Origin of the sequence: Amorphus orientalis, assembly GCF_030814015.1 — a bacterium.
GTDB lineage: Bacteria > Pseudomonadota > Alphaproteobacteria > Rhizobiales > Amorphaceae > Amorphus > Amorphus orientalis.
Genome location: NZ_JAUSUL010000004.1, coordinates 267,062 through 293,546 on the forward strand (window position 1 = coordinate 267,062; position 26,485 = coordinate 293,546).

Below are 26,485 nucleotides of genomic sequence, written 5' to 3' on the forward strand. Positions count from 1 at the left end.
AGGAACGCGCGTCGGCACGACTGGTTCGGGGACGCCTATTCGGCGGCGTCCGCCTTGTCCGTATCGTTCGGCGCACCGAGCTTGCGCTCGCCGTCGACCAGCTCGACGTTGAGGCTGAGCGAGCGCATTTCCTTCACGAGCACGTTGAAGCTCTCCGGAATGCCGGATTCGAACGCGTCGTCGCCGCGCACGATCGCCTCGTAGACCTTGGTCCGGCCGGCCACGTCGTCCGACTTCACCGTCAGCATCTCCTGCAGGGTGTAGGCGGCGCCGTAAGCCTCGAGCGCCCAGACCTCCATCTCGCCGAAGCGCTGTCCGCCGAACTGCGCCTTGCCGCCCAGCGGCTGCTGGGTGACCAGCGAGTACGGGCCGATCGACCGGGCGTGGATCTTGTCGTCCACCAGATGGTGAAGCTTGAGCATGTAGATATAGCCCACCGTCACCTCACGGTCGAACTGCTCGCCCGTGCGCCCGTCATAAAGCACCGACTGGCCCGACGAGTGCAGACCCGCCTTCTCCAGCATCTCCACGATGTCCGGCTCGCGGGCACCGTCGAAGACGGGCGTCGCGATCGGCACGCCGGTGGAGAGCTGACGGCCCAGCCGCATCACCGACTCGTCGTCGTAGTCGGCGATCGGCTCGTTGGTGCCGCCGTCGAACACGTCGACCAGGGTGGTCTTCAGCTGCTCGGTGCTGCCGGCCGCCTGGGCCTCGCGCAGCAGTTCGCCGATGCGCCGGCCCATGCCCGCACAGGCCCAGCCGAGATGGGTCTCCAGGATCTGACCGACGTTCATGCGGCTTGGCACGCCCAGCGGATTGAGCACGATGTCGACATGGGTGCCGTCCTCGAGGAACGGCATGTCCTCGCACGGCACGATCTTCGACACGACGCCCTTGTTGCCGTGACGGCCGGCCATCTTGTCGCCCGGCTGGATCTTGCGCTTCACGGCCACGAAGACCTTGACCATCTTCATGACGCCCGGCGGCAGCTCGTCACCGCGCTGCAGCTTCTCGACCTTGTCGATGAAGCGGCCCTCGAGGCGCTTGCGGCTCTCCTCGTACTGGGTCTGAAGCGCCTCGATCTCGGTCATCACTGCATCGTCGCCGACGGCGAACTGCCACCACTGGCTGCGCGGATAGTCGTCGAGCTTCTCGCGGGTGATCTGGTCGCCCTTGCGGAAGCCCTTCGGACCGGCCGTGGCGTCCTTGCCCTCGAGCACCTCGGCCAGACGGCCGTAGACGTTGCGGTCGAGGATCGCCTGCTCGTCGTCGCGGTCCTTGGCGAGACGCTCGATCTCCTCGCGCTCGATCGCCATGGCGCGCTCGTCCTTCTCGACGCCGTGGCGGTTGAACACGCGGACTTCGACGATCGTACCGGTCACGCCCGGCGGCACCCGAAGCGAGGTGTCGCGGACGTCGGAGGCCTTTTCGCCGAAGATCGCCCGAAGCAGCTTCTCTTCCGGCGTCATCGGGCTTTCGCCCTTCGGCGTGATCTTGCCGACGAGGATGTCACCCGCCTTCACTTCCGCGCCGATATAGGTGATGCCGGCTTCGTCGAGGTTCTTCAGCGCCTCTTCCGACACGTTCGGGATGTCGCGCGTGATCTCCTCCGGCCCGAGCTTGGTGTCACGGGCCATCACCTCGAATTCCTCGATGTGGATCGAGGTGAAGACGTCGTCCGACACGATCCGCTCGGAGAGCAGGATGGAGTCCTCGAAGTTGTAGCCGTTCCACGGCATGAACGCGACGAGCACGTTCCGGCCGAGCGCCAGGTCGCCGAGATCAGTCGACGGACCGTCGGCGATGATGTCGCCCTTGGCGACGATGTCGCCGACGCGCACCAGCGGCCGCTGGTTGATCGACGTGTTCTGGTTCGAGCGCTGGAACTTCATCAGGCGGTAGATGTCCACGCCCGACTTGGTCGGATCCAGCTCCGCCGTCGCGCGGATGACGATACGGGTGGCGTCCACCTGATCGACCACGCCGGCACGGCGGGCTGAGATCGCGGCGCCGGAATCCCGGGCCACCACCGATTCCATGCCGGTACCGACGAACGGCGCTTCGGCGCGCACCAGCGGCACGGCCTGACGCATCATGTTCGAACCCATCAGCGCGCGGTTGGCGTCGTCGTTCTCGAGGAACGGGATCAGCGCCGAGGCGACCGAAACGAGCTGCTTCGGCGACACGTCCATGTAGTCGACGCGGTCGGCGGAGACCATGACGTTCTCGCCGGCGTGACGGCAGACCGTCAGCTCTTCGGTGAAGGTGCCGTCCTCCTCGATCGGCGCGTTGGCCTGGGCGACATAGTACTTCGCCTCTTCCATCGCAGAGAGATAGACCACCTCGTCGCTGACCTTGCCCTCGTGCACCTTGCGGTACGGGCTCTCGATGAAGCCGTACTTGTTCACGCGGGCGAAGGTGGCGAGCGAGTTGATCAGGCCGATGTTCGGCCCTTCCGGCGTCTCGATCGGACAGATCCGGCCGTAGTGGGTCGGATGCACGTCGCGAACCTCGAAGCCGGCGCGCTCGCGGGTCAGACCGCCCGGGCCGAGGGCCGACAGGCGCCGCTTGTGGGTCACTTCCGACAGCGGGTTGGTCTGGTCCATGAACTGCGACAGCTGCGAGGAGCCGAAGAACTCGCGCACGGCGGCAGCCGCCGGCTTCGCGTTGATCAGGTCCTGCGGCATGACGGTGTCAATCTCGACCGACGACATGCGCTCCTTGATCGCGCGCTCCATGCGCAGCAGGCCGACGCGGTACTGGTTCTCCATGAGCTCGCCGACCGAACGCACCCGGCGGTTGCCGAGATTGTCGATGTCGTCGATCTCGCCGCGGCCGTCCCGCAGGTCGAGCAGGGTGCGGATCACGGCGAGGATGTCCTCGCGCCGCAGCACGCGCACCGTGTCCTCGGCCTCAAGGTCGAGACGCATGTTCATCTTCACGCGGCCGACCGCGGAGAGGTCGTAGCGCTCCGGATCGAAGAACAGCGACTGGAACATCGCCTCGGCCGTCTCGATCGTCGGCGGCTCGCCCGGGCGCATCACCCGGTAGATGTCGAACAGCGCCTCTTCGCGCGTCTCGTTCTTGTCGGCGGCCAGGGTGTTGCGGATGTAGGCGCCGGTGGTGACGTGGTCGATGTCGAGCAGCGGGATCTCGTCGAAGCCCGCGTCGAGCAGACCCTCGAGCACCTTCGGCGTGATCTCGTCACCGGCCTCGGCATAGATCTCGCCGGTCGAAGGGTTGACCAGGTCTTCAGCCAGATAGTGACCGGTCAGCTGGTCGCTGGTGACCTTGAGCGCGGTGACACCCTTTTCCGCGAGCTGGCGGGCGGTACGGGCCGTGAGCTTGCGGCCTTCCTCCAGCAGGACCTCGCCGGAGTCCGCGTCGACCATGTCCGCGTTTGCCTTCATGCCGCGCATCCGGTTGGCGTCGAACGGCATCCGCCACTCGTCGCCCTTCCGGGTGTAGACGACCTGATTGTAGAACGTGTTGAGGATCTCCTCGCCGCTCAGGCCGAGCGCGAGCAGCAGCGACGTCACCGGGATCTTCCGGCGCCGGTCGATGCGCGCATGCACGATGTCCTTGGCGTCGAATTCGATGTCGAGCCAGGAGCCGCGATACGGAATGATGCGGGCGGCGAACAGCAGCTTGCCGGACGAGTGCGTCTTGCCCTTGTCGTGGTCGAAGAACACGCCCGGCGAGCGGTGCATCTGGGAGACGATCACGCGCTCGGTGCCGTTGACGATGAAGGTGCCGTTCATCGTCATGAGCGGCATGTCGCCCATGTAGACGTCCTGCTCCTTGATGTCCTTCACGGACTTGGCGCCGGTGTCCTCGTCCACGTCGAACACGATCAGCCGCAGCTTCACCTTCAGCGGAGCCGCGAAGGTCATGCCGCGCTGACGGCACTCGTCGACGTCGTATTTGGGCTGCTCGAACTCGTAGTCGACGAACTCGAGGAGCGCACCTCCGGAAAAGTCCGAGATCGGAAAGACGGACTTGAAGACGGCCTGCAGGCCCTCGTTGGGCCGCTCGTCTTCGGCGCTTTCCATCATCAGGAACTGGTCGTAGGACGCCTTCTGAACCTCGATGAGGTTCGGCATGTCCACAACTTCGCGGATCGACCCGAAGAACTTGCGGACCCGCTTGCGACCGTTGAACGCCTGCGTCATTGTCGCTCCTCGTATCGCTGCCGATGCTGACGTCAACGTCGGCGGCATCACGTCTGAGGCCGGCTTTCGCCGACATGTCCATCCGAGGCGATCGGCGCCGGGATGAAGCTCTCGTTTCACATTTTCCCGGCCGACATGGCCGGATCTCGCATTCGATAGACCGGAACCGTGCGTTCGGCGGCGCCAGTGCCGCAAAAGAACCGCTCCGAAACAGCTTCGATCCCGGGCCGGATCCGCGCGTGCGGAGCCGGTCCGAGATCGGTGTCAGTCACGCTCGCCCGGCAGGCGCGTGGCCGGCCGGGAGATGTCGGGAACGAGCTTACTTAAGCTCGATCTTGGCGCCGACTTCCTCGAGCTTCTTCTTGATTTCCTCGGCCTCTTCCTTGGAAGCGCCTTCCTTGAGCGGCTTCGGAGCGCCCTCGACCAGGTCCTTGGCCTCCTTGAGGCCCAGGCCGGTGATGGTGCGGACTTCCTTAATGACGTTGATCTTCTTGTCGCCGGCAGAGGCGAGGATCACGTCAAATTCGGTCTGCTCCTCGGCAGCAGCGGCTTCGCCGCCGCCGGCCGCGCCGCCGGCAGCCGCAACCGCGACAGGGGCCGCCGCGGAAACGCCCCAGGCTTCCTCGAGGCGCTTCGACAGCTCAGCCGCTTCCATCACGGTAAGCGACGACAGTTCTTCAACAAGCTTGTCCATATCGGCCATAGTTCAATAGTCCTTCCGGTTCGAACCGCTGATGGTATCTTTTTCGAGATCTCGGTCGCCTCAGGCGGCCTCGTCCTTCTCGGCATACGCCGCGAACACCCGGGCGAGCTGCCCGGCCGGCGCGTTGAGAACCTGAGCCACACGGGTCGCCGGGGTCTGCAGCAGACCCACAAGCTTGCCCCTGAGCTCGTCGAGCGACGGCATGGAGGCAAGCGCCTTCACACCCTCGGCATCGAGGTTCGTGGAGCCGAGCGCACCGCCGAGCAGAACGAGCTTCTCGTTCTTCTTGGCGAACTCCACAGCTGCCTTAGGCGCCGCCACGGGATCGTCGGAGTAGACGATCACGGTCGGCCCCTGGAACAGCTCGGAGATGTGCTCCAGCTCCGTGCCACGAAGGGCAAGCTTGGCCAGACGGTTCTTGGCCACCTTTACGGAGCCACCCGCCTCACGGACCTGCGCGCGCAGGGCCGTCATCTGAGCCACCGAGAGGCCCGAATAGTGCGCGACCACGACAACACCGGTGTTTGTGAACACCGTGTTGAGCGAGCCCACGAACTCGTGCTTCTCCGCTCTTTCCACTTGCCATCTCCGGTTGGCGACCAGACCCGTTCGTCCAGCCGCCGGTTGCCTTTCGCCGAACGGAGCGCTCGATTGAGACAGGCGCCGGCCGGTGGCCGGACATCCCTTCGAGCGCCGCGCACGACACTTCGGGTTCCTGTCCCCTCGTCCGCGCATCCGCGGGCTAAGGCATAACGGTTCGACCCAAGCCGGCCCGAAGGCCGGTTGTCCTGGCTCGTTCCCGTCTATGCAGGCCCATCTGGCTTAAGCCGGCGAACCGGCACCTGCAGTCTCGGACAGGTCGTCACCGGCCGGCGCCGCAAGCGACACGCAACCGGTCTGCCCGGCCGGAAACCCGGCCGGGAAGCTCTTTGTCGTCAGCCCTGCAGGACCGACGAGGGATCGATGCGCACGCCCGGACCCATGGTCGAGGACAGCGCCATCTTCTTGATGTAGGCACCCTTGGCGCCGGCCGGCTTCGCCTTGATCACGGCGTCGGCGAACGCCTTGATGTTGGCGGCCAGAGCGGCCTCGTCGAACGAGGCCTTGCCGATTCCGCCCTGCACGATACCGGCCTTCTCCACGCGGAACTCCACGGCGCCGCCCTTGGCGTCCTTGACCGCGTTGGCGAGGTCCTGGGTCACCGTGCCGACCTTGGGGTTCGGCATCAGGCCGCGCGGGCCGAGCACCTTACCGAGGCGGCCGACGAGCGGCATCATGTCCGGGGTGGCGATGCAGCGATCGAAATCGATGGTGCCCGATTGGATCTGCTCCACCAGGTCCTCCGCGCCGACGATGTCGGCACCGGCGGCCTGGGCCTCTTCCGCCTTGTCGCCGCGCGCGAACACCGCCACGCGGACCGACTTGCCGGTTCCGTTCGGCAGCACGCAGACGCCGCGGACCATCTGGTCGGCGTGGCGCGGGTCGACACCCAGATTGATCGCGAACTCGACGGTCTCGTCGAACTTCGCCGTGGCCCGCTCCTTCACCATCTTCAGCGCATCGTCGAGGCTGTAGAGGGTGGTGACGTCGATGCCCTCGCGGCCGGCGCGGATACGTTTTGCGACCTTTGCCATGACGGTTACCCCTTCACCTCGAGGCCCATCGAACGGGCGGAGCCTTCGACCATCTTCATCGCGCCGTCCACGTCGAGCGCGTTGAGATCCTTCATCTTCGCCTCGGCGATCTCGCGCACCTGGTCGCGGGTCACCGACCCTGCGCCGGCCTTGCCGGGGGTCTTGGAGCCGGACGAGATCTTCGCGGCCTTCTTCAGGAAGTGCGCCACCGGCGGGGACTTCACCTCGAACGTGAAGGACTTGTCGGTGAAATAGGTGATCACCGTCGGGCACGGAGCGGACTTTTCCAGCTCCTGGGTGCGCGCGTTGAACTCCTTGCAGAACATCATGATGTTCAGGCCGCGCTGACCGAGCGCGGGGCCGATCGGCGGCGACGGCGTGGCAGACCCCGCCGGCACCTGAAGCTTGATGTAGCCTTCAATCTTCTTCGCCATTCACTCTTCTCCGAATGCAACTGGCCGGACGCGTCCGACCTTTCCGGTCGGGTGGTGCGGCGGACGCTGCCGGCGGCGAAACCGACACCCTCGCCTCCCACCCATTTTCGAAGCCGGCCCGGTGGACCTTCTTCGTTCCTGCGGCGCGCCGAGACCCCGATGACCGGCCCCGCGCGCCAATTCCGTCACAACGCAAGACGCGCCCCGCGAGCCATCGCCCGCGCGGCGCATGCATCTCAAAGCTTCTCGACCTGCCCGTATTCGAGCTCGACCGGGGTGGGCCGTCCGAAGATCGACACCGCGACCTTCACCCGGGCCCGCTCGTCGTCGACCTCTTCCACCAGTCCGTTGAAGGAGGCGAACGGACCGTCCGCGACCCGCACCTGCTCGCCCACCTCGAAGGTGATCGACGGCTTCGGCCGCTCCACGCCCTCCGACACCTGGTGCAGGATGCGCTCCGCCTCGGCATCGGAGATCGGGACCGGTCGCTGATCAGCGCCCAGGAACCCGGTGACCTTCGGCGTGTTCTTGATCAGATGGTAGACCTGATCGCTGAGTTCGCACTTCACCAGCACGTAGCCCGGGAAGAACTTCCGCTCGGCGTCCACGCGGCGACCGCGACGCACCTCCACCACCTTTTCCGTGGGGACGAGAATTTCGTCGAAGTGATCGTCCAGCCCGGTCGCCTGCGCCTTTTCCCGGATCGCCTCGGCAACCTTCTTTTCGAAATTCGAATAGGCGTGGACGATGTACCAACGCTTCGCCATCGTTCACCAATCCAGTCTCGCGGTGCCGGCACGACCCGAACCGAAACCGCCTCCGGAGCGCACGGGCCATCAAACCCGACCGCGCTCCACCTCAATATCTGCCGCGCCGTCTCGAGCCGGCGCGCCGCCCCTTCAAGCGCACCCGGCGCTCAGCGCCCGATGCCCAGTATGAACCCGACGCCCCAGCTCAAGAGCTGATCCACCACGAGAAAAAACACGGCTGCCAGCGCCACCATGATGAACACCATGATGGTGGTGATCACGGTCTCACGGCGCGTGGGCCATGTTACTTTCGCAACCTCCGAGCGGACTTGCTGGAGGAATTGCAGGGGGTTGGTTTTCGCCATGAGCCGGGCCTTGACAAGAACATTAAGGCGCGCTGGCTCTGCCGCGCGCCTTCCCGTCTGACCCTATTTAGCGCCCCGAACTTCGAAACACAAGGGCTTCGTCACCCCGCGTTCACACAAGCCGGTGAGCCGCGAGGCCTGCGCCGACCCGAGTCGCACGCATCAGATGGGAAGACCGTAGCAGATCGCGCGCCCAATTGCACGTGATTGATTCTTCGGCACCTGCAGAACAGATCGCCGCGTTCGCATCGACCGGCCCGGCGGTACACGGCCTTCCGCCAATTGGCAGGGGCGGAGGGACTCGAACCCCCGGCCTGCGGTTTTGGAGACCGCCGCTCTACCAGCTGAGCTACACCCCTATACGGCCCGATACCGCACCGGTCACCGGGTCGAAGCAGACGGGAGACTTAGTCGTTCAATGCGCCGAGCGCAACGATTTCCTTGACCTCTCGGCAATCCGTCCACCGGCCGTGTCGCCGGCGCCGCAGGACGGCACTCTCGGCCGGACTGGGCACGGGCCGCGCCCCGTCCTCAGCCCTGAGCGGATGCCTCCGCCAGTTCGTTGTGCGGCTCGCTCCGGTACTTCCAGTACATGCAGCCGGAGCGGCCGACCAGCCAGCCGGCCAGCACGCCGGTGATCACCAGCTGGGCGACCACCCACCCGGGCTCCGCCATCACGCCGGGCGAGGCGGCATCCATGAAGCCGAAGAAATATTTCACCGCGAAGATGAGCATCAGCGCCACCATCGTGGTCCACGTGCCCGGCAGCTCGATCAGGCCACGGCTCTTGTCCGCCCGGATGCTCAGCCGCCGGACGGAGAGCCATCCGATTGCGATGCCCGCAGCCATGGAGATGAGCCAGAGCAGCGCCCGCCCGACCTCATCGTTCACCAGCCGGACGAGGGCCTCGAACTCGATGGCGATGATCACCACGGGAAGAATGAACAGCTTCGTCAGCGGCACCACGTTGGTCTTCGAACTCTTGATGCCGACGAAGATCATGTAGGCCAGGAGGGCCCAGACCCACCACGGCGTCCCCTCCAGGGCTCCGATCACCCACTGCATGGCACCTCCCCCTCATACGCCCTGGAGCCTGTCCCGTTCAAACGGACGCGCCTTGAACGACAAGGACATGCTCAAATTCTTGAATCCGAAGCCGTTTCCTATCGCTCGGATGGTTCCATACGAGCTGAAACGTGTTCAGAGGATCGCCTCTGCTCCCCGGCGGGGCAAGGCGGAAAAACAAAACGCCGGATCGCAATGCGACCCGGCGTTTCATCATTCTCCTGTCTGCCGGCAGGCCGGCAGCGGAATTACTCGATGATCGAGGCGACGACGCCGGCGCCGACCGTGCGGCCGCCTTCGCGGATGGCGAAGCGCAGGCCGTCTTCCATGGCGATCGGCACGATCAGCGACACCGTGATCGCGACGTTGTCGCCCGGCATCACCATCTCCGTGCCTTCCGGCAGCTCCACCACACCCGTCACGTCCGTCGTGCGGAAGTAGAACTGGGGACGGTAGTTGGTGAAGAACGGCGTGTGACGGCCGCCTTCTTCCTTCGTCAGGATGTACGCCTCGGCCTTGAACTTCGTGTGCGGCGTCACCGACCCCGGCTTGCACAGAACCTGGCCGCGCTCCACGTCCTCGCGGCCCACGCCGCGCAGCAGCGCACCGATGTTGTCGCCCGCCTCGCCCTGATCGAGCAGCTTGCGGAACATCTCCACGCCCGTCACCGTCGTCTTCTTGGTGTCGCGGATGCCGACGATCTCGACTTCCTCGCCAACCTTCACGACGCCGCGCTCGACGCGACCCGTCACCACCGTGCCGCGGCCGGAGATCGAGAACACGTCCTCGATCGGCATCAGGAACGCACCGTCAATCGGACGCTCCGGCGTCGGGATGTACTCGTCCACCGCAGCCATCAGCTCGCGGATCGCGCCCTCGCCCAGCTTCTGATCGCCCGCGTCCAGCGCCACCAGCGCCGACCCCTTCACGATCGGAATGTCGTCGCCCGGGAACTCGTAGGACGACAGCAGCTCGCGCACTTCCATCTCGACGAGCTCGAGCAGCTCCTCGTCGTCGACCTGGTCGCACTTGTTCATGAACACCACCAGCGCCGGAACGCCGACCTGGCGCGCGAGCAGGATGTGCTCGCGGGTCTGCGGCATCGGGCCGTCGGCGGCCGAAACCACCAGGATCGCGCCGTCCATCTGCGCCGCGCCCGTGATCATGTTCTTCACGTAGTCGGCGTGGCCCGGGCAGTCGACGTGGGCGTAGTGCCGCGCGTCGGTCTCGTACTCGACGTGAGCGGTCGAGATCGTGATGCCGCGCGCCTTCTCTTCCGGCGCCGCGTCGATTTGATCGTACGCCTTGAAGTCACCGAAATACTTGGTGATCGCCGCCGTCAGCGTCGTCTTGCCGTGGTCGACGTGGCCGATCGTCCCGATGTTCACGTGCGGCTTCGTGCGAGAAAACTTCTCCTTCGCCATCGGCGATGTCCTTGCTTGTCATTCTGGAGTTGCGTGGAAGAGCGAATTTGGTGGCGAACGGCTTGGCCCGAACGTCTGATCCCGTCAAGTCCCTACTCACCAGGCAACCGCCCCGGCTGCGGGAAGGAATTGGAGCGGGTGAAGGGAATCGAACCCTCGTCGTCAGCTTGGAAGGCTGCTGCTCTACCATTGAGCTACACCCGCCCGTTCCGAGGGGGCAGATAGCGAATCTGATGCCGAAAGACAATCGGTCCGACGCGTTTCCGTGCCCGCTCCGGTCGCGAAAGTGTGCACACGCGCCGAACCGCTTGCCGCTTTGCAACGGCCGGATTAGAACAAAATAAGAACATGGAGGCTGTGATGCGCACGACCGGAAAACTGGACTATCTCGAACTTCCCGCCAGCAACGGGACCATCGACGCGGTGAAGGTGTTTTACGCCGGCGCCTTCGCGTGGACCTTCACCGACTACGGACCATCCTATTCGGCGTTCAGCGAGGGCCTCGACGGAGGCTTCGACGGCAATCCGGACCAGGCGGAGCCGAAGCCGCTTCCGGTTATCTATTCAGAGGATCTGGAAGCAACGCTTGCGGAGGTGGAGAGCGCCGGGGGCACGATCGTCCGGCCGATCTTCGTGTTTCCGGGCGGCCGGCGCTTCCATTTCACCGACCCGGCCGGCAACGAGCTGGCGGTGTGGAGCGAGCGGTAGTCTGACGACCTCGACCTTCCCCGGAAGACGGGAACCGTGACTGTCAGCGGAATAAACGCAAGGGGAAGGATGGTGGAGGGGGTTGGATTCGAACCAACGTAGGCTGAGCCAGCGGATTTACAGTCCGCCCCCTTTAACCACTCGGGCACCCCTCCACGGAGATAAGTACCGCCGGAACCGGCGGCAGGGCTCAGTTCGTCGAGGGCGGTGTTATGGCGATCCGACTTCGGCCTGTCAACGGGCGGTGTGCAGCGCAGTCCCACCTCTCTTGTGGAGGACGCCCCCGATCGCCACCCACGCCGGGCCGCGACCCGTCCGGATTTCCATATTTGCCGGCCAATGGGCCATGTTCGGTGGCTTCGATCCTGGTCGCCGTCATGCCTTCCCCTTCCCTGCGCGGCCGGCCGGGGTTAGGTCATGAGACGAACGGCGCCGGCAGACGTACCGGACCGGTGCTCCACCCGATTCCCATCCGAGCGACCCTATCCGGTCGCGCTCTTCCTCAGGTCCGCAGAGCCATGGCCAAACCGCCCCATCCGAAAGCCCGCTCCAGCCGACCGTCTCCGGAGGACATGGGCCCGGTCTGGCTCTACGGCTTCCACACGGTCGCGGCCGCGCTGGCCAATCCGGACCGGGAGCGGCACCGGCTCGTGGTGACCCGCAACGCCCTCGCCCGGCTCGAAGAAGAGGTGGGGCGCACGATCGACGAGGCGGAGGTCCTCGATCCCAGGGCGATTTCGAAGCTGGTCGGCGCCGACGCGGTTCACCAAGGGGTGGCGCTCCGCGCCATGCCGCTGCCGCCCGGCGACCTGCAGGATCTGGGCGATGCGCGCCTCGTGGTGCTGCTGGACCAGATCACCGATCCGCACAATGTCGGGGCGATCCTGCGCTCCGCGACCGCGCTCGGCGCCGAGGCTGTGATCACCACGACCCGGCACAGCCCGACGGAGAGCGGCGTGATGGCGAAGGCGGCCTCCGGCGCACTGGACCTGATCCGCGTCCTGACGGTGGTCAATCTGGCCCGTGCGCTGGATACGCTCGGGGAGCATGGGTTCGCCCGCATCGCGCTTGATTCGGACGGTGCCGAACCGCTGGAATCCGCGCCTGCCTGCGACCGGCTTGCCCTCGTCCTGGGGGCCGAAGGCAAGGGCGTCCGGCCGGGCGTGAAGGCCGCCTGCGACCACGTGGCCCGGCTCGACATGCCCGGCCCCATCAAGTCGCTCAACGTTTCCAACGCCTGCGTGCTGGCGCTCTACGCCGGACGGCGCCTGCTGTCGGACGAATAGGCCTTGTCCGCGTCGCCTGGACCGACCCGGATCCCGGGACAAACGGACGAGCCGGACGCGTGCAATCGGGCGCGCCCTGTGCTACGAGCCCGTCGATTGCCGGTATAGCTCAGCTGGTAGAGCAACCGCCTTGTAAGCGGTAGGTCGGGGGTTCAAGTCCCTCTGCCGGCACCAGTCGCGCGCCGCGTCCATGCCGTCGGACGTCCCGGCGGCCCTCAATCCTTCCGCGCCGCCTTGTATTCGCTCCAGCGCGGACGCTCCATCTCGAAGAGGTCCGTGGTGCGGGCATAGGATCCGCGTCCGTGCATGCGGCCGACCATCCCCATGGCCGCCGTATCGATGCGCGGACGGTCGCCGTCGTCGATGATGTCGCGGCGATAGTGGGCTGCGACGACGTGACCGACGATCAGAAGCTGCTTCGGGCCGGTCCAGATATGATGGGCGAGCCGGCATTCCAGCGCGACCGGCGAGGCGACGATGCGCGGCGGTCCGACCTTCTCGCACGGGGCCGTCTCCAGCCCGGCGAGATCCAGCTCGCTGACGTCCGCAGGCGCATCGATGCAGGTGAGGTTCATGGCTTCCGCGACGTCCTCGGTGACGAGGTTCACCACAAAGTCCCCGGAATCCAGAATGTTGCGTGCCGTGTCCTTCGGCCGGTCGGGCTGGGGAAGGATGCCCAGCGCGATCACCGGCGGGTCGCCGCCGAAGCAGTTGAAGAAGGAATAGGGCGCGGCGTTCACCAGGCCGTCCTTGTCCCGGGAGACGACCCAGGCGATCGGACGCGGCACCACGGACGAGGCGAGCAGCCGGTAGCACTCGTCCGCCGACATTGCGGTGAAATCGAAATGCCGGAAGCCCGGCGCCCCGTCCTCGGCCACGGTGCTACGCCTTCACCACCGGGTGGCGCAGCGTGCCGATCTTCTCGACGCCACACTCCAGCACGTCTCCGGGCCACATGAACTCCTGGGGATCGCGGCCGGCTCCGACGCCCGACGGCGTCCCGGTGGCGATGATGTCGCCCGGCTCCAGCGTCATGCACGAGGAAATGTCCGACACCAGATGGTCGACCTTGAACAGCATATGCTTCGTGTTGGAGCGCTGCTTCTCTTCGCCGTTGATGGTCAGCCACAGATCCAGGTTCTGCGGATCGCCGATCTCGTCCGCCGTCACGATGACCGGCCCGAAGGGCGCGAACGTGTCCTGCCCCTTGGACACGATCCACTGCCCGGCCCGGCGGCAGTCGCGGGCCGACACGTCCACCATCACCGAATAGCCGAACACGTGGTCGAGGGCGTTTTCCTTCGACACGCTACGGGCCGTGGTCCCGATGATCGCCGCCAGCTCGACCTCCCAGTCGAGCTGCTGGGTCAGGGCCGCGTTGTGGCGGATCGGATCGTTCGGGCCGATCACCGCCGTCGGCGGCTTGGAGAAGATCACCGGTTCCTTCGGAAGGTCGATGGAGGTGTCCAGCGAGCGCGCGGATTCCTCCACGTGCTCCACATAGTTGAGGCCGATGCCGAAGACGTTCTTGGTCGGGCGCGGGATCGGCGCGAGCAGGGTGACGTTGGCGGCCGGAATGACCGCGTCGATCGCCCAGCCTACCAGCCCCTCCTCGATCAGGCGGCGAACCGCCTCCCAGGCCGCCGGCCCGGCCGCGATGAAGTCGAGCATCCGGTTCGGCAGTTCCAGACCGACGCCGTAGCCGAGGCGCTCCACGTCCAGCACGACCCCCTCGGCGAGGGCTCCGAGCCGGGCTTCGTCTTCAACGGTACGGCGATAGGTAACGAGCTTCATTGCGGCCTTCTTTGATCGAGCAGAAAGGAAGTCTGGTGAATTGTAGGGTTGCGGAGACGAACGGGGCATGACGCCCGGCGCGGCGCGCCGGACGCTTCTTGCCAGAGGCCGTCCGGCTCAGGCCAGGACGGGCTGCTGACCGCCGTTGTCGCCGAAGGCTTCTTCGCGCCAGAAGCCGAGCTTCTCCATCACCGGCATGTCGTTGAAGCAGAACAGGCAGGCGTCGTCGCTCTCCGACAGGTTGCCGTGTTCGTGCCAGGCCCAGGACGGCACGCAGAAGATGTCGTGCTCCTTCCATTCGAACCGCTTGCCGTTGATGATCGAATAGCCCTCGCCCTTGGCGCAGTGATACAGGAACGACCCTGTGTGCCGGTGCGCCTTGGTGCGTTCGCCCGGGCGCAGGAGCTGCATGCTGGCCCCGATCGTCTGCATGACGTGACCGCCGTTCGACGGATTGACGTAGTTCATCAGGATGCCGTCATAGGGCGAGCCTTCGGACGCCTGGGCGTGCCGGGTCAGCGCCTCGTAGGTCGGCTCCCATTCGTACTTGAACAGCGGCGAATAGCCGTTCTTCCAGGTCTCGCCCGCCGGCAGCATGCCGGGTGCGGCCCAGCGTGCGGTGGAATCGTTGACCGGGTAGCCGACAGCCTGATGCAGGTCCTCGTGGACCGCGTAGAAGTTGGCCTCCAGCGCGTTGGTCAGCGGAATGTCGAGACCGTCCTGCCAGATGCACTCGGTCCCGTCCTCGGCGATGGCGTGCTCGTGCCACGTGCCGTTCGGCGTCAGCACGAAATCGTTCGCGCCCAGCGTCATCTTGTGGCCGTCGACGATGGTGTAGGCGCCGCGCCCCTCGATGATGAAGCGCAGGGCCGAGGCGGCATGGATGTGGGCGGAGGCGCGCTCGCCCGGCCGCATCACCTGCAGCCCCGAATAGAGCCAGCCCACGGCCGCCGCCACGTCGGTCCGGCCCGGATTGTTGAGATAGATCACCCGCCGTCCGGCCTTCTCCGGCGAGACCAGGTCGAGCGACTTCAGAACCTTCTCGCGCAGGTCCGAATAGCGCCAGAGGATCGGCACCGACGAGGATACCGGCTGCCACGGTTCGATCTTGTTGGCCACGGTCCACAGCGCCGCGGCGTCGGCCTCCGCCAGCTCCTCGTAGTAGGCGACTAGCTCCGGGGTATCCTCGACGTTCGCCCGTCCGGCCACGTCCTCGCGATAGTCGTCGTAGGTCTTGCTCATAACGCCTTCTCCCTGGACACCGGAGATCTCCGCCCAGCTCTCCAACCCATCTGGGTACGGCTCAAGACTAGTCAACCAAACGGGTCGGCGTCAATTTTTTATAAAATCCTAGTCTTGCGGAAAATGTCGCGATGGGAAAAGCTCCGGATGTTTCCCGGACCGCCTTCAGGCAGCCGGGCCCGGACATTGGAAGAGCGGCCGAGCAGCACCATGACCATCGCGGACCGGACATCCGGAAAGCCCGAGGGCAGCCTGGCGGACAGGGCCTACGAGGCGATTCGCGCCGACATCCTGGACGGCGTCTTCCAGCCCGATCAGCCGATGCGCCTGGAGGCGCTCAAGGACCGATACGGCTATTCCTTCTCCCCCATCCGCGAGGCCCTCACCCGGCTTGCGGCCGACCGGCTCGTGACCCAGACCAGCCTGCGCGGCTTCCGCGTCTCGCGGATCTCGCTGGAAGAGATGTGGGACATCCTGCGCACCCGCGTCCTGGTGGAGAGCGAGGCGTTCCGGCTGGCCATCCGCAACGGGGACGATGCCTGGGAAGCGCGGGTCGTGGCCGCGTTCCATTCGCTGTCGAAATGCGCCGATCCGGGCGCGGCCTCGCCGCCGGAACGCCGGGTTTTCGAGGAGCGTCACTTCGCCTTTCACCGCGCGCTTCTGGACGGCTCGAACTCCCCCACCCTTCTCCACCTCTCCGACCTTCTGTTCGTCCAGTCGGAGCGCTACCGGCGCGCGAGCCTGCGCACGGATCTGTCCCGGCGGAGCGTCGTGGAGGAACATGAAGCGCTGAAGGACGCCGCCCTGTCGCGCAACGAAGCCGAGGCCGCCGCGCTGCTTTGTGAGCACTACACGACGACGGGCCACTTCATCGAAGCGGTGATGGCCTCGCGGCCGACACTGGTCGACGCCGACGGCTGAACCCGCATTCCAGCAGGGCAGACCGCCAATCGGCCTCAGCCGGCTCCGGGCACCAGCGCCAGCACCCGCAACGGACTGCCGGTGCCGTTCCTGATCTTGAGCGGAGCGGCCACGAGGATCGCGCCCGTCGGCGGCAACCGGTCGAGATCCTTCAGGCATTGCAGCCCGTACCGGCCGGCGCCGTGGAGATAATAGTGCGCGGGATTGGGTGGCGTGTAGTGCATCCCCTGACCGGCATCCGTGCCCACGGTCTCGGTGCCGAACCCACGGATCTTCCGCTCGTTGACCAGAAGCCGGACCGCTTCAGGCGTCGGCCCCGGCGAATGGGCCCCGTCCTCGCGCATGTTGAGATAGTCCTCCGGCGCGCGCTTCGACCAGTCGGTCCGCATCAAGACCCAGCTTTCCTCCGGAATGCGCCCGTGGTCCGCTTCCCAGGCGGTGATCACCTCCGGGGTCAGCTCGAAATCGTCGTTGCCGCGCACGCCCTCCGAACAGTCGATGACGCAGACCGGCCCGACGAAGCGCTCGGCCGGGATCTCGTCCACCGCACCGTTCGGCTGATCGCGCCCGGAGATCCAGTGGGACGGGGCGTCGAAATGGGTTCCGGTGTGCTCGCCGCACGTGAAGTTGTGCCATTTCCACGCCGGCCCGCGCCCGTCATAGGCGGAGATTTCCTCCATCCGGAAGCGCGCGCACTGGCCGAACTCCGGCGGCAGCACGATCACCGGAAAATCCGGATCGAGCGCATGGGTCAGGTCCACGACCTCCACCGAGCCGGTCGCCAGCGCCAGCGCCAGTTCGCCGAGCAGCCCCGCCGCGTCCGTCTTCGCCGGTCCGCTCATTGGCCGTCGCCCCCGCTTGCGGCCAGTTCCTTCTCCAAGATCTTCGGGCCGGCCCGCCAGCGGTCGATCACGTCCTCCGCGACGTCGCCGACGACCACGTCCTCCAGCCCGTCGCGCAGACCCGCGACCACCGCCTTCGCCAGCGCGGCCGGCGCCACCTTGGGCGGCGGCAGAGGCTGGTGCCATTCATCGTCGGTCGGACCGGTATGGACGTTCATCACCCGGATCCCGCCCGCCTGCATCTCCGCGCGCAAACACTGCGACAGCGAGAGCGCTCCGGCGCTCGCGGCGGAAAAGGCGCCATAGGCCGGCCAGTTGGAATGGGCGTAGACCGACAGGATGTTCACCCACGCGACCGCGGAGTTGACACCGTCCGCACTGCGACCGCGCATCGCCGGACCGAACGCCTGCGCCAGCCGCATCATGCCGAGCACGTTCACCTCCAGCTCCTCGCGGGCGAAGGTCGTGTCGCCGCGCTCGAAGATGCCGCCCGGCCGCACGAAGCGGGCATTGTTGACGAGAATGTCCGTCTTTCCCCCGATTTCACCGGCAAGGCTCTGCACCGACCGGGTGTCGGTCACGTCGAGCGGCAGAATCTCGACGCCCTCGATCGCGGCCAGGGCCTCGCGGTTCGGGTTCGGCCGCCAGCTCTCCGCCTCGCCCACGAAGATCATCGAGGCGCCGGCCTCCTTGAGTGCCCGGGCGAGCGCAGCCGCGTTTTCGTTGCGGCCGTCGGCGATCAGCACGCGGCGGTGTTTGGGGTCGCAGGTCATCTCGCGCAGCTCCGGGTCGTCGGCCATGTCCGGGGTGGGATCGGGCGGCAGGGCGAAGAGCACGCCCTGTCCGGACTTGTCGAGCTTGATGGCAAGCTGCACCGGCCCGCCGCGCTCGACGTCGCCATGGACGTGGCAGATCACTGTCGGCCCGGCGTCGAGTTGCACCACGCCCACCCGCCAGGGCGATCGCTCGCGGAAATACACGCCGGAACTGATGCGCACCGTCGTCTCGGCGATCATCCGCCCCTCCGGAGCGACGTCGCGCCAGGGCAGGTCGACCGACAGGCAGCGCGCGCAGGCGTCACGCGGCGGATACTGGACGGCCCCGCACTCGCCGCACACCTGAAGCATGAACCGGCCTTCCGCCGCCGCGGCGGCAAGGCCGAGGGCTGCACGGCTGCGGGCGGCCGTGGGCGCGGTCGGCTGGCGCGTGCGCCGTTGCGGGTCCTTCTTCGGCGGCGGAGCGAGGGGGGGCGTCATGCCGGGCCTCCCGAAATGATGGCCGCGCCGGAGCAAACGCCGCGATCGTAATTGATCATCCCGAAGCCCGACACCATTGCCGTGCGGGCGGCGGGAACCTGGGTCGGCCCGGCCGTGCCCGTCACCTGGCGCAGCGCCTCCACGAGTCCGATATAGCCGCCGGCCGCGCCCGCCTGGCCGGCCGAGAGCTGCCCTCCCGACGTGTTGTGCGGGAAATCGCCGTCGATCGTGAGGTCCCGGGAGCGGACGAACTCGGGGGCTTCGCCCTTGGCGCAGAAGCCGAGGTCCTCGAACTGCATCATCGAGATCACCGGATAGTCGTCGTAGGTCTGCAGAAGATCGATCTCGTCGGGACCGACGCCCGCCATGCCGTAAAGCTCGTCGATGTCGAGCGCCCAGCCGCCCCGGTGCTGCACCGGATCCTCGGGAAAGGCGTTGTGGCGTTCGATGGTGGAGCGCAGGTGCGCGTACGGCAGACCGGCGGCGGCCGCATCCTCCTCCCGCATCACCAGCAAGGCCTCCGATCCGGCAACCGGCATCACGCAGTCGAACAGCGCAATCGGGTCGGAGATCATCCGGGCGCCGAGATACTGCTCCATCGTCAGCTTCTTCTTCATCACGGCATCGGGATTGCGCAGCGCGTTGTCCCGCTGGGCGACGCAGATCCGGCCGAAATCCTCCCGCGTCGCCCCATAGGCGTTCATGTAGTAATCGGTCAGAAGCGCGAAGCTCGCGTTCGGACCGCCGGCGCCGTACGGATAGGACGCGTCCTGGGCGAACCGGCTGAAACCCGCCAGCATCCGGCGGAAGCTGTCGACGTGGTTGGTGTCGCCCGCCACGCAGGCCACCACCCGCGCGTCACCCGCCTGAACGGCGCGCGCCGCCCGGCGCAGCGCGACGATGCCGGCCGCCCCGCCCATCGGGATATGGTCCAGCCAACGCGGCGTCAGGCCGAGATGCTGGGTCAGTCCGACGGCGGTGTCGGGACCGAGCGAGAAACTTGAGACGCAGAAGCCGTCCAAATCTCGGGTCGAGAGGCCGGCCGACGACAGACAGGCTTTGAGGGCCCGTGCGATCCACCAGTGGGCGGTTTCCTTGGAATAGCGCTGATAGGGCACGCTCGTCGGCGCCGCAAGTACGACGCCGTCATAGCCTGTCCGATGGGGAATTGAATTTGCCAAGGTTTCCGGGCCTGTGCGGATCGATGCGTGGTGACAGCCCACCGCCGGACTTCGTCGTCGCGACCGTCGGCCGGCCCACATTTGCGGACAGCTGCGCCCGGTGGGAAGTCTCTTGTCGCGTGAATGGTTAGCCGAGCATTTCCTGAATCAGAAGAAGGCTCAGGAAGCCGAGAAAGAACAGGGCCGTGATCCACGGCCTGTCCTCCACCTCCTCATGGGCTTCCACCAGCAGTTCTTCCGTCACGAGATAGAGAAGGGCGATCAGCCCGAAACTGAACAGGGCGGTCTTCACCGCCTCCGGGGCGAGCGCGACCGGCGAGGCGACGAGCACGCCGACCGGCAGAAGCAGCACCACGGCCACCGTCAGTACGACGGCCCTGCCCTTCGAGGCGACTTTCTCCCCGAGTCCGAGCGCCGTGGAGACCGCCAGAAACAGGACCTCGAGGGTGAGCGCGACGGTGAGCAGGATACCGGCGGCAGCGCCCGCCGCGAACGCGATGCCCAGGACCAGCCCGTCGATGAAGAGGTCCACGCCCACCGTCGCGAGCAGGCCGGCGGTGCCTTCGCTGCGCTGCTCGAGACGGCCGACCAGCAGCATCGCGCCGATGCCCAGCAGACCCCCGATGAGGGTGGGGACGATCCCGCCGGCCTCCAGAATGTCGGGCAGGATCTCACCGGCGGCGGCGGCGAAGACCACGCCCGCCGCGAAATGCTGGACCCCGCTGGTAACGAGCGGCCCGGGTGGCCGCATGAGCGCGATCAGCGCGCCGATCAGGGCCGCGCCGACCGGCACCATCGCGAAACCCAGAGCTGATAGCGTCGCAGACATGGCTCCCCCCGGCCGCCCCGAAAGGGACCGTCGTCAAGAGTGCCTGCTTTGGAACAAGGAATCTATGAGGACGGCGCGAATGCGCGCGAATAGAACCCGGCAGCCGATGGCGACGCGGGTGGCGGGTGGCCGATCATGTCTGGAACGATAAGATCTTCAGGAGGAAGAAGAGAGGAAATCGACGCGGGGCCGAATATTGACTTCGGACGGCGGATCTGCCGGTCCCGGCTGGTCTGGATCTGCCGAGACCGGTGTTGCTGGCTGCGGCTCACGGGCGCCGTGTCAGGCGGACACGCCCGCGATCCGTTCGAACCACTGGTTGATCTGCCGGTTCGCCTCGGCGGCACTCACTCCGTAGCGGGCCTCGATGCGTCTGGCCAGCACGTCCGCTCGTCCGTCGATATGGTCGAGATCGTCGTCGGTCAGTCGAAACCAGCGTTCTTGGGCGGCACCTTTCATCTGGCGCCAGTTGTCTTGGATCTGTGTCAACATTGTCGTCACCACACTGATTTCAGACCCCTATCGGTCTTCGGAATCGACAACTTGCCAGTGGCCTGCTTGGTTCCTTGGCTTAACAAAGTTAAAACGCGATCGCCGACTTATTCAGATCGGCTCGAAACTTGAAACGGGAACGGTTTTGGCTGCCGAGCATTCATGTGTGGCGGCGGCGGAAAAGCGCGCGGCAGTTGGCCCCCGTGGCGCAACTCAGCCTTGCCCATCACCGGGTCGGCCCGGCCGCCAAGAAGGATAAGAAATGTCGGACCACGACCACGGAAACCTCACCATTGCCGCGCTGACCCAGGGTGAGGAAGCCGAAGGTGGTGGCGTCCGGCGACCCTGGACCAACGCCGCCAACGTGGCGGTCGTCGGCCTATTCGTCATCGCCCTGGCGGCGGTGCTGCATCTCGGGCGCGACGTGCTTGCCCCGACGGTGGCGGGCCTGCTGGTCGGGCTGACGGTCGCCCCGATCGTCGACTGGATGCATCGGCGCGGGATTCCGCCGGCCCTTTCCAGTGCGATGATCACGCTGGCGATCGTCGCGACTGCCGCCGGCGCCATCGTTGCCATGGCGGTCCCGATCGAGACCTGGTCGAGCCGCATTCCCGAAATCAGCGCCGAACTGGAAAGCGAGTGGCAGGAGGTCCGCGGCCCGCTGGAACGGCTCAAGGAGGTCGAAAAGCAGGTTCAGGACGCGACCAATCCCGGCCAGGACGGCACCATGCAGGTCGCCGTCCAGTCGCCCGGCATCATCACCGCGATGGTGTCGTCGGCGCCGGACATCAGCGCCCACGTGCTCATCTTTCTTGCCACGCTCTATTTCTTTCTTGCCGGCCGCATCGAGTTCCGCCGCCAGGCGCTGGCGAGCTTCGTGCGGTTCCGCCGCCGGCGCGCGGCGGCGCGGATGCTTCGTGACATCGAGCGCTCCCTCTCCCACTACGTGCTCACGATCACGGCCATCAACGCCGGCTTCGGTGTCGCCGTCGGCCTCGCCATGTGGGTGCTCGGCATGCCCTCCCCCCACCTCTGGGGAGCGATGGCGGCCGTCCTCAACTTCGCGCTCTATATCGGCCCGGCCGCGATGGCCGTCATTCTCCTCGGCGTGGCCGCCATCACCTTCGACGGCCTGTCGGCCGCGATCGTGCCGCCGCTGGTATTCATCGGACTGAACATGATGGAGGGGCAGTTCATAACGCCGACCATCCTCGGCCGCCGGTTCACCATGACGCCGCTGATCGTGTTCCTGTCCCTCGTCCTGTGGCTCTGGCTGTGGGGGATCCTCGGCGCCTTCCTCGCTGTCCCGCTGCTCATCATCGGCCGGATCGTGCTCAACCATCTGGCGCTCCGCGCCGGAGCTCACTGACCACCGCTGTCTCGCCGGTTCGGCGGCGGTGCGGTCTGGGACCACCCGACCCCGATCGCCGCTGCACACTGCATGGGCTGGCCGATGCCGCCCACTGCCCACCATCCGAGGCCGAACGGTCCGGTCCGATGCCGGCCCGAGCGCTCCTGTGGTCGCTTTCGGCGTTGGCGCAGCCCGTTGATCGCGCCTTCCCTGACTGTGGAAGACGGCTCCACCGGACGACGCGCCCAGGCTTCTGTCATCTGATCCGATAAGGCTGGCTCTTTCTCAGAACTGTCTCTGGACAAACTCCGGCCGCGCCCTTAGCTATATCCTTAATTACTGACCAGTCAGTTATTAAGGATACGCAATGCCGGACGCCCCCAAATTCCGCCGCCGCAAGGACGCCCGTCCCGGCGAGATCCTGGAAGCCGCCCTTCTGGTGTTCGGCGAAAAGGGGTTTGCCGCCGCCAGGCTCGACGAGATCGCGCGCCGCGCCGGCGTCTCGAAGGGCGCCCTCTATCTCTATTTCGAGACCAAGGAGGATCTGTTCGCGGCTGTGGTCACCCAGGCGATCGTCCCGGACCTCGGCCGGGCCCGCGGTTCCGGCGAGACGACGCGCCCCTTTCCCGACTTCGTGCGGACCTTCTTCCGCGGCACGCTGGCCGCCATCGGCCAGGGCCGGATCGCCCCGATCGCCAAGATCGTCATCGCGGAAAGCCGCACCTTTCCGGACCTCGCGCGCCACTGGCACGATCAGGTCGTGCGCCCGATGCTCGGCTTCCTCGCCGGAGAGGTCGAGGCCGCCCAGAAACGGGGCGAGGTCAGGGCCGGCGATCCCTGGCTCTATGCCTTCCAGATCGCCGGGCCGATCATGCTCGGCGCCCTGTGGACCGAAACGTTCGTCCCCATCGGGGCGGACACCATCGATTTCGACCGCCTCATCGACCAGCACGTGGCAGCGCTCTCCGAGGGCCTTCTTGTCGCCGGAGACGCGCCATGAAACGCGCGCCGGTTCTCGTGCTTGTTGTTGCTCTCGCCGTCGGCGGCGGGTTCTACGCGTGGCAGCGGCTCGGCGCACCGGAGGCTCCGGTCCTGACGGGCTACGTCGAGGGCGACCCGCTCTACTTCGCCGCTCCAGAGGCCGGACCTCTCGCCCGGCTCTCCGTCTCGCAGGGCGATCGCGTCGGTGAAGCGGACCCGCTGTTCGCGGTCGACCCCGACCGTCTCCAGGCCCGCCTGCGCCAGGCCGAGGCCAACCGGAATGCGGCCGCCGCCCGCCTCGCCGATACCAGAAAGGGACGCCGTCCTGTCGAACTCGCCATCATCGAGGCGGAGCGCGAGGCCGCCGAGGCCCAGATGACCCAGGCGAAGGCGGAACTGGCGCGCACCAGGCCCCTGGTCGCCCGCAACGTCTCGCCGCAGGCCGCCCTCGACAACGCCCAGGCCGCCTACGACACGGCCGTTGCCCATCGCAAGCAGGCGCAGAAAAACCTGGAAGCGGCGCGTCTCGGCGAGCGGGAGGACCGGATCCGCGCCGCCAGGGCGGAATTGGACGCGGCCGAAGCCGCCATTGCCGAAATCCAGGTCCAGCTCGCCGAACTCAATCCCGCAGCCCCGGTTGCCGCCCGGGTCGAGGACGTCTTCTTCAGACCCGGCGAATGGGTTCCGGCCGGCCGGCCGGTCCTCTCGCTCCTCCCCGACGAGCGCGTCCGGATCCGGTTCTTCGTGCCGGAGGCCGAGGTGGCCCGCTATCGCCCCGGCGAGCCCGTGACGTTCTCCTGCGATGGCTGCGGACCGCCACGGCAGGCCGAGATCAGCTATGTCAGCCCGCGCGCGGAGTTCACGCCGCCGGTCATCTACAGCCGCTCGAGCCGGCAGAAGCTCGTCTTCCTGGTCGAGGCGAAGCCGGACGATCCCGGAACCCTCGCGCCGGGCCTGCCGGTCGACGTGACACCGATCGGGGACAGCCGATGAGCGTCGCGATCGACGTCCACGGCCTCAACAAGAGTTTTGGGGGCAAGCGCGTCGTCAAGGACGTGTCGATTGCCGTCGAGGAAGGACACGTCACCGGCTTCCTGGGACCGAACGGATCCGGCAAGACCACCACCATGCGCCTCCTGTGCGGGCTTCTGACTCCCGACAGCGGCAGCGGGACCTGTCTCGGCCTCGACATTCTCACCCAGGCCGGCGCCATCAAGCTGCAGACCGGGTACATGACCCAGAAATTCTCCCTGTACGAAGATCTCACCATCGAGGAGAACCTCTCCTTTATCGCCCGGATCTACGGCATGAGCGACCGCAGGCGGCGCGTGACCGAGGCGCTGGAGAAGCTCGGCCTGGAAACCCGCCGCCGCCAGCTGTCCGGCACCCTCTCCGGCGGATGGAAGCAGCGCCTCGCCCTCGCAGCCGCCGTGCTGCACGAACCGCGGCTTCTTCTGCTGGACGAGCCGACCGCCGGCGTCGACCCCAAGGCTCGCCGGGATTTCTGGGACGAAATCCACCGGCTGGCCGCCGACGGACTGACGGTCATGGTCTCCACCCACTACATGGACGAAGCCGAGCGCTGCCACGACATCGCCTACATCGCGTACGGCGAACTCATCGCCCGGGGTACGGTCGACGAGCTCGTCGATGCGGCGAACCTGATCACCTTCCGCGGCGAAGGCCCCGGCGCGGACCGGCTGGCCCACGAGCTTCTCGACAAGCCGGGCGTGGCGACAGCCGCCCCGTTCGGCTCGATCGTCCATGTCAGCGGCGAGGACCGGGAGGCGCTGGAGGCGGCGATCGCACCCTACCGCCGCGACCCCTACCGCTGGAGCGAGAGCCGGCCGACCATCGAGGACGTGTTCATCCATCTGATGGACCGCTCCGAGGACAATTTCCAATGATCCGGCCCGCGACACGGGTGCTGGCCGTCACCGCGAAGGAGTTCATCCAGCTCTCCCGGGACCGGCTCACCTACGCCATGATCCTCGCGGTTCCGATCGTGCAGCTCCTGCTGTTCGGCTACGCCATCAACACGGATCCGCGCGACCTGCCGGCGGTGGTGCTCGATGCCGACCGCAGCGTCCTGTCCCGCTCGGTCCTGAGCGCGATCGAGAACACCGGTTACTTCGCGTTCGTGGAGGAAGCGCGCTCGCCTGCAGAAGCGGACCAGGCGATCGAGACCGGCCGCGCCCAGTTCGCCGTGACCATACCCCCCGATTTCAGCCGGCGTGTCGTGCGCCGCGACGACGCGCAGATCGTCGTTGAGGCCGACGCCTCCGATCCGACGGCCGTCGGCGGTGCGCTCGGGGCACTCTCCGGCGTCGAGATGCAGGCGCTCGCCCGGGATCTGGCCGGCCCGCTTGCGGCCGCAGACGCCGGCGGACCGCCTTTCGAGATCGTCGTCCACCGCCGCTACAACCCGGAGAACATCACCGCCTACAACATCGTGCCCGGCCTTCTCGGCATCGTGCTGTCGATGACGCTGGTGATGATGACGGCCCTCTCCCTCACCCGCGAACGCGAGCGCGGCACGATGGAGACGCTGCTGGCGACCCCCGTCCAGCCGCTGGAGGTGATGGCCGGCAAGCTCGCGCCCTATGTCGGCATCGGGCTGATCCAGACAGCCCTCATCCTGACCCTCGCCCGGCTGCTCTTCGGCGTCCCGATCACCGGCGGATACGGTGCGCTCGCCCTCGGGGTCGGCCTCTTCATCGTCGGCAGCCTCTCGCTGGGCTTCCTGTTCTCCACCCTGGCCAGAAGCCAGCTCCAGGCCATGCAGATGTCCGTGTTCTATCTTCTGCCGTCGATCCTTCTGTCCGGCTTCATGTTTCCGTTTCGCGGCATGCCGGAATGGGCCCAGGTGCTCGGCACGGCGATCCCGGTCACCCATTTCCTGCGCGTGGTCAGGGGCGCGCTCCTGAAGGGAATCGGCTTTTCCGAACTGATGCCGAGCCTGCTGGCGCTCGTGATCTTCGTAGCCGTCGTCGCGAGCATCGCCATGTCCCGCTACCGCACCACGCTGGACTAGCCTGCCTTGGGCGCTCCCGGAC

The 26,485-nt window shown here is 66.7% G+C and carries 26 protein-coding genes and 4 tRNA genes; 10 read left to right on the forward strand and 20 right to left on the reverse strand.

Annotated elements, in window-relative coordinates:
• Nucleotides 1–35: 35 nt before the first annotated feature.
• From rpoB to J2S73_RS18270, 9 genes are all read right to left on the reverse strand, one after another.
• Nucleotides 36–4,172 carry a DNA-directed RNA polymerase subunit beta gene (gene rpoB, locus J2S73_RS18230; RefSeq protein ID WP_306887085.1) on the reverse strand — a complete coding sequence of 1,379 codons (4,137 nt, stop codon included), beginning with the start codon at nt 4,170–4,172 and terminating at the stop codon, nt 36–38.
• Nucleotides 4,173–4,491: 319 nt separating this feature from the next.
• Nucleotides 4,492–4,875, reverse strand: a complete 384-nt coding sequence (rplL, locus tag J2S73_RS18235) for a 50S ribosomal protein L7/L12 (RefSeq protein ID WP_306887086.1) — start codon at nt 4,873–4,875, stop codon at nt 4,492–4,494.
• A gap of 60 nt (nt 4,876–4,935) precedes the next feature.
• Nucleotides 4,936–5,454 (reverse strand): 50S ribosomal protein L10, encoded by a 519-nt coding sequence (rplJ, locus tag J2S73_RS18240; protein ID WP_306887087.1) that lies wholly within the window; start codon nt 5,452–5,454, stop codon nt 4,936–4,938.
• Nucleotides 5,455–5,810: 356 nt separating this feature from the next.
• The gene (gene rplA, locus J2S73_RS18245; protein WP_306887088.1) at nt 5,811–6,509 is read right to left on the reverse strand and encodes a 50S ribosomal protein L1; all 699 of its coding nucleotides are present in this window, start codon (nt 6,507–6,509) and stop codon (nt 5,811–5,813) included.
• Between the two features lie 5 nt (nt 6,510–6,514).
• Entirely contained in the window at nt 6,515–6,943 is a 429-nt protein-coding gene (gene rplK, locus J2S73_RS18250; protein WP_306887090.1) for a 50S ribosomal protein L11, read from the reverse strand.
• 236 nt (nt 6,944–7,179) lie between these two features.
• Nucleotides 7,180–7,710, reverse strand: a complete 531-nt coding sequence (nusG, locus tag J2S73_RS18255) for a transcription termination/antitermination protein NusG (RefSeq protein WP_306887091.1) — start codon at nt 7,708–7,710, stop codon at nt 7,180–7,182.
• 149 nt (nt 7,711–7,859) lie between these two features.
• Entirely contained in the window at nt 7,860–8,057 is a 198-nt protein-coding gene (gene secE, locus J2S73_RS18260; RefSeq protein ID WP_306887093.1) for a preprotein translocase subunit SecE, read from the reverse strand.
• A gap of 283 nt (nt 8,058–8,340) precedes the next feature.
• Nucleotides 8,341–8,416: transfer RNA gene (locus J2S73_RS18265), tRNA-Trp, on the reverse strand.
• Nucleotides 8,417–8,588: 172 nt separating this feature from the next.
• Nucleotides 8,589–9,122 carry a hypothetical protein gene (locus tag J2S73_RS18270; protein WP_306887094.1) on the reverse strand — a complete coding sequence of 178 codons (534 nt, stop codon included), beginning with the start codon at nt 9,120–9,122 and terminating at the stop codon, nt 8,589–8,591.
• A gap of 52 nt (nt 9,123–9,174) precedes the next feature.
• Between J2S73_RS18270 and J2S73_RS18275 the strand changes: the two genes are divergently transcribed.
• Nucleotides 9,175–9,381 carry a hypothetical protein gene (locus J2S73_RS18275; RefSeq protein WP_306887095.1) on the forward strand — a complete coding sequence of 69 codons (207 nt, stop codon included), beginning with the start codon at nt 9,175–9,177 and terminating at the stop codon, nt 9,379–9,381.
• Here J2S73_RS18275 and tuf read toward each other — a convergent pair.
• Together tuf and J2S73_RS18285 are read right to left on the reverse strand one after the other, a co-directional pair.
• Nucleotides 9,371–10,546 (reverse strand): elongation factor Tu, encoded by a 1,176-nt coding sequence (gene tuf, locus J2S73_RS18280; protein WP_306887079.1) that lies wholly within the window; start codon nt 10,544–10,546, stop codon nt 9,371–9,373. The two genes, J2S73_RS18275 and tuf, sit on opposite strands and share 11 nt — an antisense overlap.
• A gap of 130 nt (nt 10,547–10,676) precedes the next feature.
• Nucleotides 10,677–10,750, reverse strand: a tRNA-Gly gene (locus J2S73_RS18285).
• A gap of 156 nt (nt 10,751–10,906) precedes the next feature.
• Between J2S73_RS18285 and J2S73_RS18290 the strand changes: the two genes are divergently transcribed.
• Complete coding sequence (locus J2S73_RS18290; protein WP_306887096.1) at nt 10,907–11,254, forward strand: VOC family protein; 348 nt, start codon at nt 10,907–10,909, stop codon at nt 11,252–11,254.
• A gap of 70 nt (nt 11,255–11,324) precedes the next feature.
• Here the strand turns inward: J2S73_RS18290 and J2S73_RS18295 are convergent.
• Nucleotides 11,325–11,409, reverse strand: a tRNA-Tyr gene (locus J2S73_RS18295).
• Between the two features lie 363 nt (nt 11,410–11,772).
• On the opposite strand from J2S73_RS18295, the gene J2S73_RS18300 reads away from it, so the two are divergent.
• Together J2S73_RS18300 and J2S73_RS18305 are read left to right on the forward strand one after the other, a co-directional pair.
• The gene (locus tag J2S73_RS18300; protein WP_306887097.1) at nt 11,773–12,540 is read left to right on the forward strand and encodes a TrmH family RNA methyltransferase; all 768 of its coding nucleotides are present in this window, start codon (nt 11,773–11,775) and stop codon (nt 12,538–12,540) included.
• 98 nt (nt 12,541–12,638) lie between these two features.
• Nucleotides 12,639–12,714 (forward strand) — tRNA-Thr (locus J2S73_RS18305).
• A 41-nt stretch (nt 12,715–12,755) separates the two neighbouring features.
• On the opposite strand, the gene J2S73_RS18310 is transcribed toward J2S73_RS18305, so the two are convergent.
• From J2S73_RS18310 to J2S73_RS18320, 3 genes are all read right to left on the reverse strand, one after another.
• On the reverse strand, nt 12,756–13,418 hold the full coding sequence (locus J2S73_RS18310; RefSeq protein WP_306887098.1) for a flavin reductase family protein: 663 nt from the start codon (nt 13,416–13,418) through the stop codon (nt 12,756–12,758).
• A gap of 4 nt (nt 13,419–13,422) precedes the next feature.
• Complete coding sequence (locus J2S73_RS18315; protein WP_306887099.1) at nt 13,423–14,334, reverse strand: fumarylacetoacetate hydrolase family protein; 912 nt, start codon at nt 14,332–14,334, stop codon at nt 13,423–13,425.
• A 117-nt stretch (nt 14,335–14,451) separates the two neighbouring features.
• Nucleotides 14,452–15,576, reverse strand: coding sequence for a cupin domain-containing protein (locus tag J2S73_RS18320; protein ID WP_306887100.1), 1,125 nt, complete (start codon nt 15,574–15,576; stop codon nt 14,452–14,454).
• Nucleotides 15,577–15,786: 210 nt separating this feature from the next.
• Between J2S73_RS18320 and J2S73_RS18325 the strand changes: the two genes are divergently transcribed.
• Nucleotides 15,787–16,497: an FCD domain-containing protein gene (locus tag J2S73_RS18325; protein ID WP_306887101.1), complete on the forward strand. Its 711-nt coding sequence runs from the start codon at nt 15,787–15,789 to the stop codon at nt 16,495–16,497.
• 35 nt (nt 16,498–16,532) lie between these two features.
• On the opposite strand, the gene J2S73_RS18330 is transcribed toward J2S73_RS18325, so the two are convergent.
• The 5 genes from J2S73_RS18330 to J2S73_RS18350 form a co-directional block, all read right to left on the reverse strand.
• Nucleotides 16,533–17,339: a cyclase family protein gene (locus J2S73_RS18330; RefSeq protein WP_306887102.1), complete on the reverse strand. Its 807-nt coding sequence runs from the start codon at nt 17,337–17,339 to the stop codon at nt 16,533–16,535.
• Nucleotides 17,336–18,595 (reverse strand): SDR family oxidoreductase, encoded by a 1,260-nt coding sequence (locus tag J2S73_RS18335; RefSeq protein ID WP_306887103.1) that lies wholly within the window; start codon nt 18,593–18,595, stop codon nt 17,336–17,338. The genes J2S73_RS18330 and J2S73_RS18335 overlap by 4 nt, the downstream gene beginning before the upstream one ends.
• The gene (locus tag J2S73_RS18340) at nt 18,592–19,776 is read right to left on the reverse strand and encodes a thiolase family protein (RefSeq protein WP_306887104.1); all 1,185 of its coding nucleotides are present in this window, start codon (nt 19,774–19,776) and stop codon (nt 18,592–18,594) included. The genes J2S73_RS18335 and J2S73_RS18340 overlap by 4 nt, the downstream gene beginning before the upstream one ends.
• A gap of 127 nt (nt 19,777–19,903) precedes the next feature.
• The gene (locus J2S73_RS18345) at nt 19,904–20,605 is read right to left on the reverse strand and encodes a transporter (RefSeq protein ID WP_306887105.1); all 702 of its coding nucleotides are present in this window, start codon (nt 20,603–20,605) and stop codon (nt 19,904–19,906) included.
• Nucleotides 20,606–20,887: 282 nt separating this feature from the next.
• A complete protein-coding gene (locus J2S73_RS18350) occupies nt 20,888–21,097 on the reverse strand; it encodes a CsbD family protein (RefSeq protein ID WP_306887107.1) in 210 nt (69 codons plus the stop codon).
• A 262-nt stretch (nt 21,098–21,359) separates the two neighbouring features.
• Between J2S73_RS18350 and J2S73_RS18355 the strand changes: the two genes are divergently transcribed.
• The 5 genes from J2S73_RS18355 to J2S73_RS18375 all read left to right on the forward strand — a co-directional run bounded on the left by J2S73_RS18355 (nt 21,360) and on the right by J2S73_RS18375 (nt 26,463).
• Nucleotides 21,360–22,466, forward strand: a complete 1,107-nt coding sequence (locus J2S73_RS18355) for an AI-2E family transporter (protein WP_306887108.1) — start codon at nt 21,360–21,362, stop codon at nt 22,464–22,466.
• Between the two features lie 349 nt (nt 22,467–22,815).
• On the forward strand, nt 22,816–23,448 hold the full coding sequence (locus tag J2S73_RS18360; protein ID WP_306887110.1) for a TetR/AcrR family transcriptional regulator: 633 nt from the start codon (nt 22,816–22,818) through the stop codon (nt 23,446–23,448).
• Nucleotides 23,445–24,422 carry an HlyD family secretion protein gene (locus tag J2S73_RS18365; protein ID WP_306887111.1) on the forward strand — a complete coding sequence of 326 codons (978 nt, stop codon included), beginning with the start codon at nt 23,445–23,447 and terminating at the stop codon, nt 24,420–24,422. The genes J2S73_RS18360 and J2S73_RS18365 overlap by 4 nt, the downstream gene beginning before the upstream one ends.
• Entirely contained in the window at nt 24,419–25,336 is a 918-nt protein-coding gene (locus tag J2S73_RS18370; RefSeq protein WP_306887112.1) for an ABC transporter ATP-binding protein, read from the forward strand. The genes J2S73_RS18365 and J2S73_RS18370 overlap by 4 nt, the downstream gene beginning before the upstream one ends.
• On the forward strand, nt 25,333–26,463 hold the full coding sequence (locus J2S73_RS18375) for an ABC transporter permease (RefSeq protein WP_306887113.1): 1,131 nt from the start codon (nt 25,333–25,335) through the stop codon (nt 26,461–26,463). The genes J2S73_RS18370 and J2S73_RS18375 overlap by 4 nt, the downstream gene beginning before the upstream one ends.
• Nucleotides 26,464–26,485 lie beyond the last annotated feature (22 nt).

Bases quoted from the DNA above. Each gene is read 5' to 3' on its own strand.
- rpoB (WP_306887085.1), bottom strand. From the start codon at position 4,172: ATGACGCAGGCGTTCAACGGTCGCAAGCGGGTCCGCAAGTTCTTCGGG.
- rplL (WP_306887086.1), bottom strand. From the start codon at position 4,875: ATGGCCGATATGGACAAGCTTGTTGAAGAACTGTCGTCGCTTACCGTG.
- rplA (WP_306887088.1), bottom strand. From the start codon at position 6,509: ATGGCAAAGGTCGCAAAACGTATCCGCGCCGGCCGCGAGGGCATCGAC.
- rplK (WP_306887090.1), bottom strand. From the start codon at position 6,943: ATGGCGAAGAAGATTGAAGGCTACATCAAGCTTCAGGTGCCGGCGGGG.
- nusG (WP_306887091.1), bottom strand. From the start codon at position 7,710: ATGGCGAAGCGTTGGTACATCGTCCACGCCTATTCGAATTTCGAAAAG.
- secE (WP_306887093.1), bottom strand. From the start codon at position 8,057: ATGGCGAAAACCAACCCCCTGCAATTCCTCCAGCAAGTCCGCTCGGAG.
- J2S73_RS18270 (WP_306887094.1), bottom strand. From the start codon at position 9,122: ATGCAGTGGGTGATCGGAGCCCTGGAGGGGACGCCGTGGTGGGTCTGG.
- tuf (WP_306887079.1), bottom strand. From the start codon at position 10,546: ATGGCGAAGGAGAAGTTTTCTCGCACGAAGCCGCACGTGAACATCGGG.
- J2S73_RS18290 (WP_306887096.1), top strand. From the start codon at position 10,907: ATGCGCACGACCGGAAAACTGGACTATCTCGAACTTCCCGCCAGCAAC.
- J2S73_RS18300 (WP_306887097.1), top strand. From the start codon at position 11,773: ATGGCCAAACCGCCCCATCCGAAAGCCCGCTCCAGCCGACCGTCTCCG.
- J2S73_RS18315 (WP_306887099.1), bottom strand. From the start codon at position 14,334: ATGAAGCTCGTTACCTATCGCCGTACCGTTGAAGACGAAGCCCGGCTC.
- J2S73_RS18320 (WP_306887100.1), bottom strand. From the start codon at position 15,576: ATGAGCAAGACCTACGACGACTATCGCGAGGACGTGGCCGGACGGGCG.
- J2S73_RS18325 (WP_306887101.1), top strand. From the start codon at position 15,787: ATGACCATCGCGGACCGGACATCCGGAAAGCCCGAGGGCAGCCTGGCG.
- J2S73_RS18330 (WP_306887102.1), bottom strand. From the start codon at position 17,339: ATGAGCGGACCGGCGAAGACGGACGCGGCGGGGCTGCTCGGCGAACTG.
- J2S73_RS18335 (WP_306887103.1), bottom strand. From the start codon at position 18,595: ATGACGCCCCCCCTCGCTCCGCCGCCGAAGAAGGACCCGCAACGGCGC.
- J2S73_RS18345 (WP_306887105.1), bottom strand. From the start codon at position 20,605: ATGTCTGCGACGCTATCAGCTCTGGGTTTCGCGATGGTGCCGGTCGGC.
- J2S73_RS18350 (WP_306887107.1), bottom strand. From the start codon at position 21,097: ATGTTGACACAGATCCAAGACAACTGGCGCCAGATGAAAGGTGCCGCC.
- J2S73_RS18355 (WP_306887108.1), top strand. From the start codon at position 21,360: ATGTCGGACCACGACCACGGAAACCTCACCATTGCCGCGCTGACCCAG.
- J2S73_RS18360 (WP_306887110.1), top strand. From the start codon at position 22,816: ATGCCGGACGCCCCCAAATTCCGCCGCCGCAAGGACGCCCGTCCCGGC.
- J2S73_RS18365 (WP_306887111.1), top strand. From the start codon at position 23,445: ATGAAACGCGCGCCGGTTCTCGTGCTTGTTGTTGCTCTCGCCGTCGGC.
- J2S73_RS18370 (WP_306887112.1), top strand. From the start codon at position 24,419: ATGAGCGTCGCGATCGACGTCCACGGCCTCAACAAGAGTTTTGGGGGC.
- J2S73_RS18375 (WP_306887113.1), top strand. From the start codon at position 25,333: ATGATCCGGCCCGCGACACGGGTGCTGGCCGTCACCGCGAAGGAGTTC.